Origin of the sequence: Lysinibacillus mangiferihumi (genome assembly GCF_003049665.1) — a bacterium.
Taxonomy (GTDB): Bacteria; Bacillota; Bacilli; order Bacillales_A; family Planococcaceae; genus Lysinibacillus; species Lysinibacillus mangiferihumi.
On sequence record NZ_PYWM01000002.1, the window covers coordinates 327,052 to 345,610 of the forward strand.

20 protein-coding genes and 1 pseudogene are annotated in these 18,559 nt (G+C 35.5%); 12 read left to right on the forward strand and 9 right to left on the reverse strand.

The genetic code is table 11. The annotated features are described in order from the left end of the window. The first annotated feature begins 204 nt into the window (after positions 1-204). The 4 genes from C9J37_RS03635 (at position 205) to C9J37_RS03650 (ending at position 3,660) form a co-directional block, all read left to right on the forward strand. On the forward strand, positions 205-720 hold the full coding sequence (locus C9J37_RS03635) for a sigma-70 family RNA polymerase sigma factor (RefSeq protein ID WP_107894279.1): 516 nt from the start codon (positions 205-207) through the stop codon (positions 718-720). Further along, positions 707-1,375 carry a TIGR04104 family putative zinc finger protein gene (locus C9J37_RS03640; RefSeq protein ID WP_167397249.1) on the forward strand — a complete coding sequence of 223 codons (669 nt, stop codon included), beginning with the start codon at positions 707-709 and terminating at the stop codon, positions 1,373-1,375. The genes C9J37_RS03635 and C9J37_RS03640 overlap by 14 nt, the downstream gene beginning before the upstream one ends. A gap of 136 nt (positions 1,376-1,511) precedes the next feature. Next, a complete protein-coding gene (locus C9J37_RS03645; protein ID WP_107894281.1) occupies positions 1,512-2,063 on the forward strand; it encodes a biotin transporter BioY in 552 nt (183 codons plus the stop codon). Between the two features lie 13 nt (positions 2,064-2,076). Continuing rightward, positions 2,077-3,660: an amidohydrolase gene (locus C9J37_RS03650; RefSeq protein WP_107894282.1), complete on the forward strand. Its 1,584-nt coding sequence runs from the start codon at positions 2,077-2,079 to the stop codon at positions 3,658-3,660. Positions 3,661-3,687: 27 nt separating this feature from the next. Here the strand turns inward: C9J37_RS03650 and C9J37_RS03655 are convergent, their stop codons facing one another. After that, positions 3,688-3,897: a hypothetical protein gene (locus C9J37_RS03655; protein ID WP_107894283.1), complete on the reverse strand. Its 210-nt coding sequence runs from the start codon at positions 3,895-3,897 to the stop codon at positions 3,688-3,690. 307 nt (positions 3,898-4,204) lie between these two features. Here C9J37_RS03655 and C9J37_RS03660 point away from each other — a divergent pair, with 307 nt between their 5' ends. The 3 genes from C9J37_RS03660 (at position 4,205) to C9J37_RS03670 (ending at position 7,997) form a co-directional block, all read left to right on the forward strand. Next, positions 4,205-5,974: a glycerophosphoryl diester phosphodiesterase membrane domain-containing protein gene (locus tag C9J37_RS03660; protein WP_107894284.1), complete on the forward strand. Its 1,770-nt coding sequence runs from the start codon at positions 4,205-4,207 to the stop codon at positions 5,972-5,974. Positions 5,975-6,098: 124 nt separating this feature from the next. Beyond that, complete coding sequence (locus tag C9J37_RS03665; protein WP_107894285.1) at positions 6,099-7,037, forward strand: stalk domain-containing protein; 939 nt, start codon at positions 6,099-6,101, stop codon at positions 7,035-7,037. Between the two features lie 156 nt (positions 7,038-7,193). Then, a complete protein-coding gene (locus C9J37_RS03670; RefSeq protein ID WP_107894286.1) occupies positions 7,194-7,997 on the forward strand; it encodes a hypothetical protein in 804 nt (267 codons plus the stop codon). A gap of 191 nt (positions 7,998-8,188) precedes the next feature. Here C9J37_RS03670 and fumC read toward each other — a convergent pair whose 3' ends face one another. From fumC to C9J37_RS03685, 3 genes are all read right to left on the reverse strand, one after another. Continuing rightward, on the reverse strand, positions 8,189-9,577 hold the full coding sequence (gene fumC, locus C9J37_RS03675; RefSeq protein WP_024363640.1) for a class II fumarate hydratase: 1,389 nt from the start codon (positions 9,575-9,577) through the stop codon (positions 8,189-8,191). A 304-nt stretch (positions 9,578-9,881) separates the two neighbouring features. Beyond that, the gene (locus tag C9J37_RS03680; protein WP_024363641.1) at positions 9,882-10,100 is read right to left on the reverse strand and encodes a hypothetical protein; all 219 of its coding nucleotides are present in this window, start codon (positions 10,098-10,100) and stop codon (positions 9,882-9,884) included. 155 nt (positions 10,101-10,255) lie between these two features. Next, positions 10,256-11,875: an ABC1 kinase family protein gene (locus tag C9J37_RS03685; RefSeq protein ID WP_107894287.1), complete on the reverse strand. Its 1,620-nt coding sequence runs from the start codon at positions 11,873-11,875 to the stop codon at positions 10,256-10,258. A 295-nt stretch (positions 11,876-12,170) separates the two neighbouring features. On the opposite strand from C9J37_RS03685, the gene C9J37_RS03690 reads away from it, so the two are divergent. Beyond that, positions 12,171-12,857 carry a DUF421 domain-containing protein gene (locus C9J37_RS03690; protein ID WP_107894288.1) on the forward strand — a complete coding sequence of 229 codons (687 nt, stop codon included), beginning with the start codon at positions 12,171-12,173 and terminating at the stop codon, positions 12,855-12,857. Here the strand turns inward: C9J37_RS03690 and C9J37_RS03695 are convergent. The 5 genes and pseudogenes from C9J37_RS03695 to C9J37_RS29365 form a co-directional block, all read right to left on the reverse strand. Next, entirely contained in the window at positions 12,841-13,140 is a 300-nt protein-coding gene (locus tag C9J37_RS03695; protein ID WP_167397250.1) for a site-specific integrase, read from the reverse strand. The genes C9J37_RS03690 and C9J37_RS03695 overlap by 17 nt on opposite strands. A 45-nt stretch (positions 13,141-13,185) precedes the next feature. Further along, complete coding sequence (locus C9J37_RS03700) at positions 13,186-13,491, reverse strand: hypothetical protein (RefSeq protein ID WP_107894290.1); 306 nt, start codon at positions 13,489-13,491, stop codon at positions 13,186-13,188. Next, a pseudogene (locus C9J37_RS29615) lies at positions 13,424-13,636 on the reverse strand (site-specific integrase); the annotation flags it as partial. The pseudogene C9J37_RS29615 and the gene C9J37_RS03700, both read right to left, overlap by 68 nt. 468 nt (positions 13,637-14,104) lie before the next feature. Further along, complete coding sequence (locus C9J37_RS03705) at positions 14,105-14,569, reverse strand: GNAT family N-acetyltransferase (protein ID WP_107894291.1); 465 nt, start codon at positions 14,567-14,569, stop codon at positions 14,105-14,107. A 173-nt stretch (positions 14,570-14,742) separates the two neighbouring features. Further along, positions 14,743-14,865 (reverse strand): hypothetical protein, encoded by a 123-nt coding sequence (locus C9J37_RS29365; protein WP_268807972.1) that lies wholly within the window; start codon positions 14,863-14,865, stop codon positions 14,743-14,745. 1,010 nt (positions 14,866-15,875) lie between these two features. Here C9J37_RS29365 and C9J37_RS03710 point away from each other — a divergent pair. The 4 genes from C9J37_RS03710 to C9J37_RS03720 form a co-directional block, all read left to right on the forward strand. After that, a complete protein-coding gene (locus tag C9J37_RS03710) occupies positions 15,876-16,172 on the forward strand; it encodes a hypothetical protein (protein ID WP_107894292.1) in 297 nt (98 codons plus the stop codon). 447 nt (positions 16,173-16,619) lie between these two features. Beyond that, the gene (locus tag C9J37_RS03715) at positions 16,620-17,168 is read left to right on the forward strand and encodes a pyridoxamine 5'-phosphate oxidase family protein (protein ID WP_107894293.1); all 549 of its coding nucleotides are present in this window, start codon (positions 16,620-16,622) and stop codon (positions 17,166-17,168) included. Between the two features lie 234 nt (positions 17,169-17,402). Further along, the gene (locus tag C9J37_RS29370) at positions 17,403-17,534 is read left to right on the forward strand and encodes a hypothetical protein (RefSeq protein WP_268807973.1); all 132 of its coding nucleotides are present in this window, start codon (positions 17,403-17,405) and stop codon (positions 17,532-17,534) included. Between the two features lie 505 nt (positions 17,535-18,039). Beyond that, on the forward strand, positions 18,040-18,559 hold a 520-nt coding region (locus C9J37_RS03720; RefSeq protein ID WP_153063480.1), incomplete at its 3' end, for an RNA-guided endonuclease InsQ/TnpB family protein.

Consider the following 18,559-nt stretch of genomic DNA (forward strand, 5'->3'; position numbering starts at 1 on the left):
GTTGACATAAAAACTATAGTTGAGTGTAGTACAGTGTGCTTCACTTCCTTGTGTTGCACGTGATTCTACTATTCGCTTGCAAAGCAATTAAGCAGTAGTAATCAAGAGTTAACGTCAGTAGCAAGAGGACAAAATTTTTTTATCAATTGTGAATCGGAAGGTATTTGGTAAACGTCAGTAGTGTAGAAAGAAGGTGAGGCAGCAATGGAGATTGAACAAATAATTGCAGAGCACGGGGATTATCTACTGAAGGTAGCCTATCTATATGTGAAGAATGAAGCAACTGCAGAGGACATAGTTCAAGATGTGTTTATTGCCTTTTATCAAAAGCAACAGCAGTTTCGACAAGAATCATCTTTACGTACATATTTGGTCAAAATGACAGTCAATCGCAGTCACGATTATTTACGCAGTTGGAAAAGTAAACGGCTGTCATTATTTGAGAAAATAGTAGGACGCACAACGACCATTACGCCGGAAAAAGAATTGCTCGCTAAATCGACAAAACAGGAGCTAGTAGCAGCTTTATTCACTTTATCAGTGCCATACAGAGAAGTACTAATTCTCTATTATTTTGAGGAAATGACCACTGTAGATATTGCCAAGCTAGTTCATTGCCCAGAAGCAACGATTCGAACAAGGTTGCAGCGGGCAAGAAAACAACTAGCATCAATAATTGGTGACGATGATTGGGAGGTGTTACGTTATGAATCAATTTAAAAAAAACGTGTTAAATGAGCTACAGCATGTAAAGCTATCCGCTGAAAAAAAGCAACAGATTGCACAAAAAGCTAGGAGTAGAAATAGACAAAAACAGAATAGCCAGCGGCAGTATCGTATTGTGTTAGCGACATTTACATTGCTTGCCATTGGTTTTAGCGTCCTTGTCACACTAAAAACGGAACATCCTACAAGGACAATGCAAGGAGCGACTTTACAGCAAGAGACAAATAGATGGAGCTTATGGATGCTGTTAGAGCATGATTGGATAAAAGGACTAGTGCTCTTAAGTTTATTTGTCACTATCGCATTGTGGATCAAGCGTATATTGCTAAAAAAAGGATATGGCTTGCCAGTATGTATGGCGTGTGGAGAAGTATGGACGGCTAAGCTAGTCCGAAAATATTATTGGAAAAATGGCCAAATGTCTTGTCCACATTGTCAAAAAGTACATTACCGCACAAAAAAGTCGGTACAATTAAACGCATTCACTAATTTACCTATACCATTTATGGTTTTTATCAATTATTTCTTTAGTAATCTTTTAATGGGTATTAGTTTTTATATTGTAAGTGTAGCAATTTATCTTTATATTTTAATTCCTGTTGTCATAAAACTACAGGAAGATGACCCTAGCAATGAACCCTTGTGGTAAGTTTTTAAAGGACGATACGAAATATAAAAGTCTCTTTTTATATGAATTTGTCAAAATCGATTGACAACTGTTTTTATTTGCTTTATCTTTTGGTTAACCTATTTTAAAGATAGGTTAACTAAAGGGGGATTTTCGTTTGAAGAAGAGTAGTACTTACAATTATGTGTTAGCGGCATTCGGAGCGGCTATTATCGCAGTTCTTGCACAGGTTACGATACCGCTACCATTGATTCCAATTACAGGACAAACTTTAGCAGTAGGCTTAGTTGTCACAATATTAGGTACAAAGCTTGGTACACTATCTGTACTTGTATATATTTTACTTGGCACAGCAGGAATACCTGTATTTAGTGGTATGTCAGGGGGATATGGTATTATCATAGGTCCAACAGGCGGATATATTGTAGGCTTCCTTGCAGCGGCTGTTTTAATGGGGGTATACTTAGATAAATTTGGTATTACTTATGTACAAGCAATGATTGCCAATATTATCGGCATGGTTGTAACATTGGCATTCGGTACAGTATGGTTAAAAATTGTTGGTGATTTAACATGGACTGCAGCATTTATGGGAGGAGCCGCACCATTTATTATTGTGGGTGTTGTGAAAGCAGTACTTGCTGCATGGCTTGGTGTTGTTGTACGTCGACGCTTAGTAAGTGCACATTTAATTGAAGCAGTAGCATAGGGGGTTATAAAGGATGGCAACGCTTTGGACAGGTGGAACAATTTATACGATGGAACGAGCTGGTGAAACAGTTGAAGCTGTTCTTGAGAAGGACGGAAAAATTGTGGCAGTAGGAACGGTAGATACCCTATTACCACAGGCAACTACTATCCAGCATTTGCAAGGGAACGTTATGTACCCAGGATTTGTCGATAGCCATTTACATATTATTGGCTATGGAGAGAAGTTACTGCATATAGATGTTTCAAACGTAACTAGTAAGGATGAGCTGCTCCATATCATTGGTGCGCGTATGGAAGGCGTTTCTGCAGAGCAATGGGTTGTTGCCATTGGTATGAATGAAACAGCGTATACAGAGCCCATTTTTCCAACTTTGTCAGAGCTTGACGCACTTGGTGAAGCCCATTTAATTATTAAACGAAGCTGCCATCATTTAATTTTAGCTAATTCTAAAGCACTTGCATTTGCAGGGATTACTAATGAATCACCTTCTCCAGAAGGTGGCATTATTGAAAAAAAACAAGGTCAATTAACAGGAGTTTTAAAAGATACAGCATTGTACTTGATTGTTAACAACATGCCTTATTATACGCCTGCATATATAGAGGAAGCGCTTCAAAAATCTGTTGCATCTCTTCAATCTTATGGTTTAGTTGGAGGGCATTCAGAAGATTTAAGCTACTTTGGGCCACCGAGTCAACCAATTCAAGCTTTTCGTAAAATTGTGGATGCCGAAAAATCTTTTAAAGTGCATTTATTACAGCACCATTCCGTTTTTGAGGAAGTTGCTTTGTTAAAGGAACAATCAACGCCGTATGTGGAATTTGGTGCTATGAAAATATTCGTCGATGGTGCTTTTGGTGGCTATACTGCCGCACTGCGTGAGCCTTATTGTGATGATCCAGATAATTATGGCATACTTGTACATTCGACAGCACAATTAGAGCAATATGTGCAACTTGCACGGCGCTATGGACAAACAGTAGCTGTGCACGCAATCGGAGATTTAGCCATTGAGACAATACTAAATGTTTTCGCGGCATATCCACCTCTTGAGGGGCAATTAGATCGTTTAATTCATTGTAGCCTAGTTGATGAAGCGATTTTAGACAAGTTGGCAGTATTACCGATAGCCGTAGATATGCAACCACAGTTTGTACAAGGCGAATATTTCGCTGAAATAGTAAAATTAGGTGAGAAACGTTCACAAGGTCTACATCCACTAAAATCTCTTTTAGATAGAGGGCTGATTGTAGCAGGAGGTAGTGATGCACCCATTGAAGTGCCGAATCCGTTATACGGAATTTATGCTGCCGTGGCAAGACGAAATTTTGGAGAGAGTCATGAAGGCTTTGGTCCTCAGGAGAAAATTTCACGCTTTGAAGCGGTGCGTTTGTATACAGTTGGGTCTGCTGAAATCATCGGTCAGGAGCATAGGCGAGGTAAGATAAAAGAAGGATTTAGTGCTGATTTTACCGTGTTCGACGATGATATTTTTACAGTTGATATTGAAAAAATCCCACATATTCAAGTTGCATATACAGTTGTCGATGGTCGTATCGTTTATGAACAGACAAAAAATCGTTGTGAGGCATAGCCACACAACGATTTTTTGATGTTTCTCCTATTGTCTTTTTGATAAATCGTGCACTTGTTCCTCCAAATCTCGGACACGTGTTGTCAGCTCATCCACATGTTGTTGTAGTGTGTCTCGAGAAGGAAGGACGGCTGTAGACTTTACATTTTTAATCATTTTTATCATAACGAAAAACATAGCAAGAAAAATGAGAAGAATAAAAATAGTACTAATGATGTCCCCAATATGTAGTTGCAACTGGATTTCCCCTCCTAATTTTATTTGCTATCTGTATTTACTGGATGGGCAAGTAAAAAGTTTCAATTTTTTAACGAGCATTGCATACAAATATGACAATTGCCTCAAATAAAGGCATAAATGAATGCTACAGATGTTTGGATGGGCTTACAAGTCGCAAGAAAAGTCTGGGCAGCTGTATTTGATAACATTTTCTATGTTGAAAGTAAATTGAATTACAATATCTATCATACGCTATAAGGAGAATTAAAAACGGATAGCAAATTGTCAAACAGGAAATGGGACAGTACGAAATTGGGGTGAGGGAATGCAAAAAGCACGTCAAATTTTGCGACAAGCCATCTATAACATTTATACGTATCGCATCGACTATATACGGGTTTTCGTTATGATTCGTGTATTTCAGTTTTCACTAGTAATACCGGTGTCAACACTCGTTTTTAATGTAATGCTAAATGTAACGGGCTACACGCATATAACGGAACAAAATATACAAAGTTTTTTAATGCACCCCTTTGTCATAGCTATGATGTTCCTTTTAGTCATGGTCGTATTGCTCTTTATTTACTATGAGATGGGTTTTCTGTTTATAATGGCTTTTAATCAGCAAAGGGGTACTCGTTATCGGTTTTTGACAATATGGCAACAACTAAATCGTAAACTTCCTTATTTTTATAGCTTACAAGTACTTTATTTAATTGTCTATATAGCTCTTTTATTGCCCTTAGCTTCATTTTTACTCCCTCTTTGGCTAACACAGGGGATAGCTTTTCCACACTTTATGACAAATGAAATAATGGGTACACCTACAGGTAAAATACTGTATGCTGCTGTTGCTAGTATCTTAGTGATGGTTGGAATAAGGAGTATGTTGACATTGCCTATTTTTGCAATACAGCCGAAAATTTCACTAAGGCAATCATTTCTCCAAAGTTGGCGTTTTTCAAGACGGGGCTTATTTAAACTACTTGTATTATTGGCAATGGTTTTAATGCTTCATTTATTACTTTTAATAGTTGTAACAGTAGTCGGTACACTACCACTATTTTTCCTGGAACGATTTATGCCAAGCGCAGCGCTGTTAACAGCAGGATTTACTTTGGCATTTCTTGAAATGGCCTTTATTGTGCTGTTTAGTCTGTTGCAAGCTATGTTTTCACAAGTCATGGTTGCGATTACGTATAATGCTCGTGTTTTGGCTCTAACAAGAAACGCTTATCAAAACAAACGCTATTTTCCTTTGCCAATAGTGCTTTGTGTTATTTTTTCAATTTTAAGCATAATCAATATTTTTTCGTTAGAGAAAAGTGTGTACGCACCAGATACTAAAATTATTGCACATCGTGGTTATACAGCAGGCAATGTGGAAAATACAATTAGCGGGCTTGTTAGTGCAGCGAATGCAGGTGCAGACTTAATTGAACTAGATATTCAGCAAACGGTAGATGGAGAATTTGTGGTCTTTCATGATCGTACATTAAGGCGTCTAGCAGGGAAAAATGGTGTTATTGCCAATATGACGCTAAGTGAATTAAAAACCATTACGATTTATGAGAATGGGATGAGCGACAAAATTTCTTCATTGGATGATTTTATCGAAATTGCCAAGGCGCTAGATGTTACATTACTAATTGAGCTAAAAGTACATGGGAAAGAAAGAGAAGACCTATTGCCTCGATTAGTAGAAAAGTTACGCGCCTATAAAGTGCTCGATACGTACTATGTACAGTCCTCAGATGCGCAATTGATGACACAGTTAAAAAATATAACACCTCATTTGCGTGTAGGAATTGTTTATGCGCTGAATATTGGACCGATGGATCATTTAACTGTAGATTTCATTGCGTTAGAAGCATCGTGGGTGGACGAGAGCTTAATTGCAGAACTCAATGCTCAACATTTAGATTTGTTTATCTGGACTTTAAATAAGGATCGTTCTTTACAGGAATTTATTGAGAAAAACGTTTCGGGCGTAATTACAGATCATCCAGATATAGCGTTAGAGATAAGAGCAAAACAAAGTGAACAGCAATACTTTCTACAGCGCGTCCTAAATCGATTATCACTCATCTTTTAGCTTTATTAAGTTGCAATTATTCTCTTTTGAAAAGTTTTTGAAAATAATATGGTAATAATGTAACCATTTCCTTTTACAATCGACTACTTCAATGAACTCGTGAAATGAAGGAGATGTATTTTTTATGAAAATGACAAAGGTTGTGCCATTTGCAATGACAGCATTATTACTAGGGGGCGTTGCAATCGCTCCAACTGCATCAGCAAATGAAGGAGAAGCAGTTGTCACAAATGCCCAACAGGATGAACAAACGCCACAAGTGCAGCCGGTTTTTATTAAAGTAGCTGGTACAATTGAAAGCGTGGAAGAACGTAATAATGCAACGTATTACACAACGAAAGATGGCGAAAATACGAACGTCTTTGTCGTAAATAAGGACACACTTATTTTTGATAATACGGGGAAAGAAGTAAAGCTACAAAAAGGTGATAAAGTAACAGCATATACGTATGCAAATAAGCCAATGCTGATGATATATCCACCACAGTATAATCCAGAAGTTATAATCGTGGAAACAAAGGAAATGGGTAGTGTCACTGTTGACTTTTTCAATAAGGATTTAGTCAATACGGATAACAGTTTAAAATTAAATGTTGGCAAAGAAACGGTGGTCCAAAGCCAATCAGCTAAAGAAGTCTCAGCTAAAGATTTAGCACAACAACATTTACTTGTGTTCTATACAATTACAACAAGAAGTATTCCTGCACAAACAACGCCAACAAAAGTCATTGTGTTAGATGCTACAGCGAAAGAACAAGGTGAAGTAACTGAGGAAGCTTCAGCTAATGCAGCAGTACAAGAAATTATTAAAACAGATTTTTATGAAGTGGATGGTACAACAATGGTGCCACTACGTCTAATTGCAGAAGAACTAGGCTTTAAAGTAGAATCAACTGGTACTGGCGCAATTGTTTCAAAAGGGGCGCTATCCTACACAATTACACGTGGTGAAAAAGCATACGGCTACAATAAAGCACTTCGTTACTTTAAAGTAGCACCTGCGTTATTAGAACCAACGAAAACTTATGTACCTATTGAATTTTTTGAAGAATTAATGCAATAACATGTCCCAAACCCCTCCAAAGTACAATGGAGGGGTTTTTTTACTTTATTAAAAAACTGAATATTCTAAATATTTTCGGTGCCTGGCACTTAAATCTATTTATTGGTAAAATAACAATAGATTAGTAGAATTGAATCAAGAAGTAGGAGGAGAATAGTGAAAAAATTTTTGATAGTGCTACTTGCAGCATTTGTAGTATTAATGGTTAATCCATCAACATCCAAAGCGAAAGTAATCTATGACGGCGTAGAAATTGTCAAAGGGCAAACGGGGAAGCTAACGTTTTCGAAAGATGTAAAAGTGTATAAGAAAAATGCCAATGGTCAGTTTGAATCGATGTTAGTCAAAAAGGGAAATTACTTCCGTGTATATAATATTGAAAAATATAATAAACAAACATATTATTGGATGAGCTCTGGATATCGTGTACAAGCAAGCGATTTAACTGTATTTAAAGCGATTCCGTTTGAACAACGTGTACAATTTTATCAAAATCCTGCCTATATGTGGATTAATAGAGATAAACCGTTTTACTCGTTTTATAATGAGAGTGATAGTTTGGCAACGCATGCACACTCTTATTATACCTATCTAAATAAATGGGGTAATTTTATTTTTGAACAGGGAGAACTTGTCAATACGTATAATATGAGTTTTGTAGGTGGCGGTATTGAAAAGCGAACAATTGATCCAACAGATATTCAACTAATCGAACCACAAGTTGTGAATAAAGATACATTATTTATTGTCACAAAAGATACGGTACAGCATATTAAACCATATTTAATTAACAATAACGATTACTATCAAAGACTTGCTCGTCCATTGCCAGCAGGTACTGTTCTTAAAAGTGTAGGTTTTAAAATTGGTAACTATTATGCGGTGACGTTTAATAGTGAATCTGACCTTTACAGCACATTTTTCGTTCCTGAAAGCTATGTAGTTGAAAAGGCGAATTAAATCGCTGATAAAACAACGTAAATCGCGGGTAAACCAGTGTAAATCGCGGGTAAACCAGCGTAAATCGCGGGTAAACCAGCACGAACTGCTAATAGGGTTGGAATTCATGATAACGGCAGTATTTGCCATATTACGCGATCATCAAAATATAAAGGCACCAAGAGTTCAAAACTTCTTGGTGCCTTTTGTATTTATGCATTCGGATAAATCATTGTAGCTGGATCAACATATTCATCGAACTGTTCTTCAGTTAATAAGCCTGAAGCGATGGCCGCTTCTTTTAGAGTCGTGCCTTCTTTATGTGCTTTCTTCGCAATTTTTGCCGCATTTTCATAGCCAATATAAGGGTTTAAGGCTGTTACAAGCATTAGCGAGTTTTGCAAGTTATGATCCAGTACCTCTTTGTTTGGTTCGATGCCGATAGCGCAGTGATCATTAAATGATTTCATCGTATCTGCTAGCAGGCGCGTCGATTGTAGGAAATTGTAAATAATAACAGGTTTAAAGACATTCAGTTCAAAATTCCCTTGCGAAGCGGCAAAGGCAATTGTTGCATCGTTCCCAACAACTTGCGTAACGACCATTGTCATCGCTTCACTTTGCGTTGGATTCACTTTACCTGGCATAATGGATGAGCCTGGTTCATTTTCTGGAATAGTAATTTCACCAATACCAGAGCGTGGACCACTTGCTAGCCAACGTACGTCATTGGCAATCTTCATCAAATCAGCAGCAAGTGCTTTTAATGCACCATGTGCCACAACCGCTTCATCATGACTTGTTAAAGCATGGAATTTATTTGCTGCGGAAGTAAACTGTTTGCCCGTTAGTTCACTAATTTCAGCTGCTACACGCTCACCAAATTCAGGATGTGCATTAATACCAGTACCGACAGCCGTACCGCCAATCGCAAGTTCTTTCATGTAGTCCACATTATGTTTAATCATTTGCTCGGATTTACCTAGCATAGCAGACCAGCCACTAATTTCTTGTCCCAATGTCAGTGGAGTAGCATCTTGTAAATGGGTACGTCCAATTTTAATAATATCTTTAAATTGCTCTGCTTTTTCATCCAACGTTGCCTTTAATAAACGAAGGCGAGGCAGTAGATAGTCTTCCACTTTTAGCACGGCTGCAATATGCAACGCAGTCGGAAACGTATCGTTTGAGCTTTGAGATTTATTGACATCGTCATTTGGATGAATGCGGTCAGCTTCGCCAGCATCTTGTAAAATTTGGTTTGCACGATGCGCAATCACCTCGTTGACATTCATATTCGATTGGGTACCACTACCAGTTTGCCAGACAACAAGAGGGAATTGATCGTCCCATTGACCATTTAAAATTTCATCTGCCGCTTGCACAATTGCATTGGCTTTAATATCCGAAAGCTTTCCTAATTTATTATTTGCGATTGCTGCACTTTTCTTTAAAATCGCCATAGCTTGAATCAGTTCAATCGGCATGTGTTCAGTACCAATTTGAAAATTCTCTTTACTACGTTGGGTTTGAGCACCCCAAATTTTATTGGCAGGTACTTTGATCTCACCCATAGTGTCTTTTTCAATACGATAATCCATTTAAAACAGCTCCTTCAATTTATGTAACTAAAAAACGGATATTCTTAGTCTGATGTAAGAATATCCGTTTAATGCATGTTTATTTCAAAAAATAAGGGGGGATTCTGAAATAAACAGTTTAGAGAAGAAATAATCTATATGATAATGATAATTGTTATCAATTAAAAAGTCAATCTTTCTGCTCAATAAAATTACTGTTAATGAGAATAGTTCGCATTTTGTTCAAAAAATCAATCGTTATTGCGATAACCGTTATGTTTTGTATACCCACCCTGTATGTTGATAAACATAAAAAAGGGAAGAACTATCTTTTCTTCTTCCCAAGATCTTTTGTTAAAGGTTGTTTTTTTGATATTTTTTCAAAAAGCACAATGACATGATACTGGCGCTCATTCATTTGAATAACGTCCACTACTTTTGCTTTTCGACCTTTAATTTGGATGTTTTCATCAATAGTTGGAATGCGAATTAATAGCTGATTCAAAACGGAAATCTTATTTTCATAAAAATGAACAACATGCATTTTCGCAGTTCTCCTTATTTTGTATTTTAGTCAATTTATGAGTAACTGGCTGATTATAGAACAGTTGGTATAACAGGACGTATAGCATGGAAATCCCATTGGAAAGCATAAGGAAAGCCTCCTAAACGTTAGAATTAGGAGGCTAATTGTGTTATCTATAGCGTTTTTTTGGAGAGCCGTTGTAACCATCTTTTTTGTTTCCAACTACTTACGATATAAAAAAGACTAGAAAGCGCTAATACGCCACTCGATGCTTTTATAAGTAGGGCATATTGTAAATACAGGCCAAAGAAAACTGCGCCTAATGCTAGTACACTAATGATAAAGGCTTGCTTTTTTTGATTTTCATAGATTGCAAAGACAAAATCCCTTTGCTGCAATGCATCTTTTTGAATTAACATTCGCTGGGGTGTCTCCACAAGGTCTTGCAGGGAATGGAATACTTTAAAAATTGGGAGCGCATTAAGCCATTGTAAAACAGTTTTCCAATTATTTGAGCTTCCTTGCTTGATCCAATCTGAAAATACAGGTTTAATAATGTCTAAAATTTCTTTCTCTGGAGTAAGGGTCAGCAACATACCTTCAATTGTCACAAACGAGCGCCCTAAAAAGACAAATCGTGTAGGAACTTGTATAGGAAGTAATTTTATCATGTCATTCATTTCTTTTTTGACAGCAAATACATCCATTTCCTTTACTTTGTTTAAATCCAATAGTAGTACTTCTCTTAGAAGATTTTCGATGATTTTTAAATCCGCTCCTGGTAGTAAAAATCCTAAGTTTTTTAATATTTCAGCCGCTTGAGCATAATTTTTTAATAAAATAGCCTGCATTAAAATTTGAAAATTGGCTGCATCTTTTCTTGATATTTCGCCAACCATACCAAAATCAAGAAGGACAATCGTACCATCCTCCGTTACTAGCACATTGCCAGCGTGCGGATCAGCATGAAATAGCCCAGCCTCTAGCCATTGTGGTAAGAAAATGCGCATTAATCGCTCAGATAATGCTTCTTTATCAATTTGATTGGAAGTTAAAAATGCGTTATCTGTGATTCTTGCACCATCTATCCATTCCATTACTAATACTTGAGGGGTGCTAAGTTCGGGATACGCAGTAGGAATTTTAAGTTCATTAATAGATTCAAAGCGTTCGCGAAAATGTGTCATGGTGTCTAGTTCTTTATTAAAATCTAATTCTCTACTGATCACATGTTTGACTTCATTAAAAAGCAATTTAAAATTAATAAAGCCTTTAGGTACTGGAGCAATATATTGCGCAAACCACATAATAATAGCGAGCGAACGAAAATCTGTTCGCATAATAGTTGGTATAGTGGGTCGTTGTACTTTAATTGCTACATTCGTACCATCCTTTAACTTTCCGCGATAAACCTCTCCAATGGATGCGGAAGCGACAGCTTTTGTCTCGATTGAAAGAAGTACATTGTCAACAGGACTTCCCCATTCTTTTTCCAAAACAAGTTGAATGTCTTCCCAAGGAGAGGGAGGGACTTGATCTACTAAATCCTGTATTTGGCTAATAAAACTTTTTGGTAGTAAATCCTCGCGAATACTTAAAAGTTGCCCGACTTTAATTAACACGCCTTCGAGTTCAAATAACGTTTCTCGAAATTGTCGACCAAGCTTTTCCCAGAGCATTTCCCATTGTGTTTCTGATTTTTTTCGAATGCGAAACCAATAAACTTGCAACAACATGGAAAAAGCGAAGGAAAGTATTTTCCACATACGATACCAACTTTTCCTTTTTTTCATGCGACATACCTCCGATTTTTTTATTTGAGCAAAAAGACAAAATTTATGTAAATATTTCCTATAAATCGAATATCTAAATCATACACCAATTGCCAAACTAAATGGATTGTATTTTATCTATAAATCTAATAAAAAAATAGCACTAAAATTAACCTGTTTCTATGGTAGAGGTTATTTATGCCTTACAAAAACTTCTTCTAGAAGCAAGCAGTGGTGAGAACAAGGAATGCACCTAGTTTTGAGTGTATGTTATGGACTGCATAACGCATTCTATTGTATAGATAGGAGTGGTGATATGAAAGATGTAAGCTACTTACAAATAGCCATAGAAACAGTTGTAACTTTTTTCGTACTTCTTGCCCTCACACGTTTTTTAGGGAAAAAACAATTAAGTCAACTTACTTTTTTCAATTACGTAACAGGAATCACAATTGGCTCGATTGCCGCAAATATGATTGTTTTAAGTACTAAAGATTACATGAAAGATTTGGTAAGCTTAATTATTTGGTGTTCGTTGACGACACTAATCGGCTATATCAGTTTGAAATCAGGGAAAATAAGAATGTTGCTTGACGGTCAGCCTACAATTGTTATAAAACACGGCAAAATCGATCGAAAAGCATTGAAACGAACCGGTGTTAATATTGATGACCTAACGATGATGATTAGACAATACCAAGTTTTTTCAATTGATGAAATAGATTTTGCCATTCTAGAACCGAATGGTACGCTTAGTATTCTTAAGAAACCGCCATTTCAAGGTACCCAAAAAATGGATATAAACATCTCACCTGAAAATCCACCTTTTTTGCCAATTGAAATAATATCCGATGGAAAATTATTAAAAAGAAATTTATTGGAAGTAGGAAAAAATCGACAATGGTTAAAAGATGAACTCAAAAAGCTGTCTATCGAAAATATTGAAGAAGTATTCTATGCTGAAATTCAATCGAATGGGCAATTATTTATCCAAAAATATTAACTTTTTTTATAAACCGTTGGGGCACTAGGGAAGAACGGCATTTTGATAAAACGTTCCCCCAATCTTGCCCCCAAACTATACATAACGAAAGTCTAATTAAGGACTCATCAATAGCGATAGTGCGATAACTATTTTTAGTTTTTGGTGTTCTATAACTAATTTCATCGCGTGTCCCTTCTATTGTAATTGTACCATTTGTTAAATCAATATTTTTCCATTTTAAAGCTAAAGCTTCGCCACGTTGCATACCTGTAAAAGCTAGTGTTCTTATAATTGTATTCAAAGTTAAAGATTCTTCGGCTGCAATTTCAAGAAATCGATTGAGTTGCTAGATATTTAAAACGTTAGGTTTATCGTAATCATCCTCATGAAAATTCACTTTATTGAATCGGTTACGAGAAATAATTTCTGAGTCTACTGCTGCATTAATTGCAGTATTAAAAATAAGATGGTAATACCGAACTGAAGATGGTTTGTATTGCTTTAGTAATGGCCAAATGAAATTGCGTTTATATGATTCTTTATCGAGTGTAGAAAGTTTCTTTTTCCCAATTAGAGGCTTTATTTTATTTTGAATGACGTTTATTTTTTTGCTTTTGAGTTGATATTTTCCACTCGTGCTTATTTGACTCATACCATATATCCATCCATTCTCCTACAGTTAAATCCTCTTGCTCAACTTGCTTAAAATTACTATTTAATAATTTGGATTTCACTTCTAATAATTTTCGAAGTGCGGCATTTTCAGTGGTGAAGCCTTGACTGGATTTTTCCTTACGCTTACCGAATACATCTTAATAGCGATGTCGATAGGCATATTTTTTAGCGCCATGAGCATCATTATACCGGGTGTCCCAAACGCAAAGCTTATGACCTTAGTAACAAATGCAGAGGATACAAGGTTTATAGAGAACTAAGGAGCATTGGAAAAGAGCTTGAGCGGATTAGTCGTTTGCGTAGGTGAGCCAGGTGAGTAATAGATAGAAATTATGTATAAAAGGTATTGAAATAACTGCTAGGGGTCAAAACGGATTTTCAAAATCATCTGTACAATGGAAGTTTCCTTAGCAGTTATACTACCACTATTTACAAACAGAGATGCTTTTATAACCGTATTTGAAAGATATTGTGCAGTAAAGGGTACAAGTTGTTTTTAAAGTTAAAGTTGGATTTTATAAAGGGAGAGTCAAAAGTCGTTGGAGCTGTTGATTACAGCTCCTCACATAATAATGTTCTGTATAGCTTTTTTACTCAAATTCAAAACGCATAGTATGGCTCATATCTTTGAAACCTTGTTTTTCATATAAAGTTATTGCGCCAATATTTTCAGATAATACGTTCAACTCCAAGTAATCCAAATTACGATTTTTTGCCCATTTTTTCGCTTCTAATAGTAAAACTGAACCAATTCCTTGGCTTTGGTATTGATTTCCGACAATTACATCAATAATGAAGGCGTATTTGTGCTCAATTAGACATGAATATGGTGGTGTTACAGTTTCTTTAATAAGCAAGAAACCTAAAACTTGGTTATCTTTTTCAGCTATTAAAATATCTGATCCATTTTCATTAATTGAGTTCCTAATAAAGGTTACGTCTTGTTTACCAGGTTGCATATACTTTGGTTGTAAGATTGACATACCTAAAAAAAGCTCTTGGTATAAAATCTCAATTTGTTGCACTTCATTTAGTGTTGCAATTTTTATTTCCATAATAACCCTCCGTTGTGTGTTTTATTATCAAATAGCGATTTTAGTACTATGTAATATTTTACATTATAGGAATATTAATGGGTATGTTAAAAATTAAACTACTGAACGCTTTGAGTATTTAACGACAATAGAGCGATAATAATATCGCTCCAGAAGCCAGTTATGTAGCATAATCACTTATTTCTTTCAAGTTCTACAACACGTTTTTCTAATTTTTTGATTTTCATGTCATTAAGCAAGGCAATGACTGTCGTTGATATAGCTAAAGAGAAAGCTACGAACGTGAAACCAGACAAAAGTGCACCCCCTAATTTTTGTTAATTTTATTGTAACACAAAAAGGCCGCAGCGTCGTCACACGCTACAGCAAATAATTGGTTTTTCCACTTGAGCCTTCTAAAAAGCATGATACCACAGCTTAAGGGGGGCTAAATAGAGATATGGGAGAAATGGAGAAAAGTAGCATATGGTATAGTAAAGAAAAGTATATAAGGGAGGATGTTTTATGAGCAATTCAGAAAGTCATGTTCTCAAACAAAAACAAATAGCAGAGGCATTTTCAAATGGGAATTTTGAAATTATTTTTCCATTTCTAGCAAAAACAATTGGAATATAATTGGTGATAAAACCCTTTGTGGGTAGGGAATCTGTAATAGAAAGTTGCAAGCAATGATCCCAATCCGAAAGAAATTTTTTATGCAATTACTAAATGGAATGATAAATAAAGTTTTATTCAGCAATCGTGCGCGATTGTGGAACAAAAGTAACAGATGTAACAAAAGGAACAAATGTAAAACATGTACGATGTTTTGTGTTTGGAAATTTGTATTGTAAACTCGGAAGTAGGTTCGATGCGGTAAAGGTTTCCTCCATTGGTATTTATAAAAACCTAAATATTAGGGAAAGACCGACGACCGACCCCGCGCTTGGTAGACTTGTTCGGAGCGCGACTTTATTCGGGGTCATAGCAGTATCTCTTTCAGCGTATGGACTTATTACACGTGTGGATTAAATAAGGAGTGGTGATATACAACAGATAATTTTATTGTTGTTTTGTAACGGCGTGCATGGTTTAAGTACATATCAAACAGGAGTTGATGCACACATAACAATTTTACGAATGGATATCTATCTATAGAAAGAATTAGAGTAGATGGAGATACTCGTTCGCATTCCGATATTATTCACGCAGGAATTTATAATGTTATGATTTACAATAGCTAAAGAAGATAAGTAGGTGAGAGATTATTAAATTTAAAAGTATTATTTTAATTATTAGCGTAATCATTTGTTTGGGATATATTTCCTTGGAAAAATATAATTCATTTCAACCAAAGACTAGTATTGATTTAGTAAGAAAATTAGAGAATACTAATATAGAAAATTATAATAAGTACTCGATTGATTTAACTGAAAATAACTATAAAGATATTAAGGATTTTGTTTCGAATTTAGATCAGACTGTTTTACAGTTTACTGTAATTGAGTCAGGAGAAGATGTTTTAATTTTAGAGACAACTCCTCAAACAGTAGATAATCGACTTAAAATTAAAAGTGTAAAAAAAATGTCTAAAGAAGATTTTGAAAAAATTTTTAAGGAATAAATTTTGTATAAGTTATATAAAAATGCCAGTTGCTCATTATTCAGTGAGTACCTGGTCTTTTTATAACCATTTTGATGAACAAGTTGATAAAAAAGCCACTGATTAAGTGACTAAAAGTTAAGAAAATAACAATTGAATTATTGTTAAAACAAACGTTGCAGTTTCGGCGCCAACCCTTGTAATCATCCCCACATTAGCAAAGGTTGTAAAGGTAATTTTAATATGAAAAACATAAGGAGTTTATCAATCTTTACCTAGAATGTGTTCAATGCAGGGGGACGATGAGTAATTTTTTTCCCGGAAATATTAGACCAGCACGTAATTTAAAATACGTGCTGGTTTTTTAACAGTTTCTTGTACCCATGGAAATTCCCAAAACTGTCCCTTCTTAATCGCACGGTTCTATTATAAACTTCCAATTATCATAGGTAAGGAGAAGTGATATGGATGGAAACTAATATTCGTAAGGCGGATCGAACGTGTACAAATGAAGGACAAATTAATAACTTTTTACGAGAAGCTCAAACAGCTTTTCTTGGCTTGATTGATCATAACATGCCATATGTAATTCCACTCAATTTTGTATTCAAAGAAGGGATTTTTTATATTCACGGCGCAAATGAAGGAAGAAAAATCACCATCTTACACACGAATTCAAATGCTTGTATGACCATAAGTGAAAATTACGGAACAATTGCCGATCCCATTCCTGCTAATACAGATACTGCTTATATGAGCGTTATCGCAAACGGTATCATCGAAGTGGTAACAAATTTAGACGAAGCAACGGCAGCAATGCAAGCAATGCTAGATAAATATGTCCCAGCTTACTATCAAGCGCCCTTATCAAAAGCACATGTTGAGAAGTATCAATCTTCTTTAGGAAGTAAAACGATTGTTCTAAAATTAAAACCAATAACGATGACCGCTAAAGCACATCAAGATAATGGACAAATGAAGTTTTATCCTGGTAGATCCATTCAACAGGATATTTAAAATAGCAACTTGACTTGGAAATAAAAGTGGATAATGTTTACACGGTGGCTGCTGGTAAACAATTCGAGAACTCGTTCAAGCGTCTTTGTACTGAATAAGATAGCTATAGTCAGCCTTATATTGTTAAAGGAAGCCTTTATGTAATCAAAGTAGTACTGCGGATAACTTCGTCTCTCTATTTTTGGGAGATGGAGTTTTTTAATATAAGAAATAATGAAAAGTAGGGGAAGCTATATGGACATCATAACAAACAATAACGTATCAATGATAGGACTGATAACACTTGTAGTTTCTACGCTCTTAACCGCCATGAGCCAAGTGTTTAATGCCAAGCAAGTACAGGAAGTACGCCCCTTCTTATTTTAAATGTTATAATGGCATAATTTTATTATCTTTTTTAGTAATTTGCACTGGATGACTGAAATATTTCTCGGGAAATATTGTGTAGATAGTTACTGTAACAGCAAGGATTGTCGTGTTTCCCATATAGTTATTACAAGTAGGCATTCGGTATTGTTCGGTATTAAAAGTAATGATGAGTTTATGTTTTGTTTTAATATTCTAATTTTTCTTTCTGTTTAACGCTAGTCTGGTCACCTATTTCCCTACTTGGCATTACGCTGTTATTGATAGCAGGTATTTTTAGTTGTATTTGGAAAAGAAGAGCGTTTCACAGTAGCTAATGGGAGTTATAATAGGAATAGGGAGTGGTGATACAGTTGAAAAAATTTATTCAAATGTATAAAACTATCGTTATTTTTTATAGTTATTACAGTGTAATCTTATTGAGGTGATTACTTTTGAAGTACTACGTAATAGAGAAATTTGCATATAACATAGGCAAAACAGTTCAAAAGGGAGCTACTTGAGGATGATACTGGCAAAGAAAGTTAGATTGTACCCAAGTGAATCACAAGAACAAAAGTTGTGGCAATCAGTAGGAACAGCGAGATTTATTTACAATTGGACATTGGCAAAACAGGAAGAAAATTATAAAAATGGCGGTAAATTTATAGCCGATGCAGTTCTTAGAAAAGAATTAACTCAATTAAAGAAAAAAGAATTGTCTTGGTTAAATGAAGTATCGAACAATGTAGCCAAACAAGCGGTTAAAGATGCCTGTGATGTATACAGGAAATTTTTCAAAGGACTAGCAAATAAACCAGTCTTTAAAAGCAGGAAAAAGAGCAAGAAGTCTTTCTATAATGACAATGTAAAGTTAAAAGTCAAAGATGGAAAGATGGTGCTTATTGAAAAAATTGGTTGGATAAAAACGAATGAGCAACTGCCTAGTGGTGTTAAATATAGAAATCCTAGAATTAGTTATGACAATAAGTATTGGTACTTATCAGTAGGATTAGAGCAAGAAAAAATACAAGAAGAACTAACAG

Coding starts and splice junctions, on each gene's coding strand:
- C9J37_RS03635 (WP_107894279.1), top strand. CDS start 205: ATGGAGATTGAACAAATAATTGCAGAGCACGGGGATTATCTACTGAAG.
- C9J37_RS03640 (WP_167397249.1), top strand. CDS start 707: ATGAATCAATTTAAAAAAAACGTGTTAAATGAGCTACAGCATGTAAAG.
- C9J37_RS03650 (WP_107894282.1), top strand. CDS start 2,077: ATGGCAACGCTTTGGACAGGTGGAACAATTTATACGATGGAACGAGCT.
- C9J37_RS03660 (WP_107894284.1), top strand. CDS start 4,205: ATGCAAAAAGCACGTCAAATTTTGCGACAAGCCATCTATAACATTTAT.
- C9J37_RS03665 (WP_107894285.1), top strand. CDS start 6,099: ATGAAAATGACAAAGGTTGTGCCATTTGCAATGACAGCATTATTACTA.
- fumC (WP_024363640.1), bottom strand. CDS start 9,577: ATGGATTATCGTATTGAAAAAGACACTATGGGTGAGATCAAAGTACCT.
- C9J37_RS03680 (WP_024363641.1), bottom strand. CDS start 10,100: ATGCATGTTGTTCATTTTTATGAAAATAAGATTTCCGTTTTGAATCAG.
- C9J37_RS03685 (WP_107894287.1), bottom strand. CDS start 11,875: ATGAAAAAAAGGAAAAGTTGGTATCGTATGTGGAAAATACTTTCCTTC.
- C9J37_RS03690 (WP_107894288.1), top strand. CDS start 12,171: ATGAAAGATGTAAGCTACTTACAAATAGCCATAGAAACAGTTGTAACT.
- C9J37_RS03700 (WP_107894290.1), bottom strand. CDS start 13,491: ATGAGTCAAATAAGCACGAGTGGAAAATATCAACTCAAAAGCAAAAAA.
- C9J37_RS03705 (WP_107894291.1), bottom strand. CDS start 14,569: ATGGAAATAAAAATTGCAACACTAAATGAAGTGCAACAAATTGAGATT.
- C9J37_RS03715 (WP_107894293.1), top strand. CDS start 16,620: ATGGAAACTAATATTCGTAAGGCGGATCGAACGTGTACAAATGAAGGA.
- C9J37_RS29370 (WP_268807973.1), top strand. CDS start 17,403: ATGGACATCATAACAAACAATAACGTATCAATGATAGGACTGATAACA.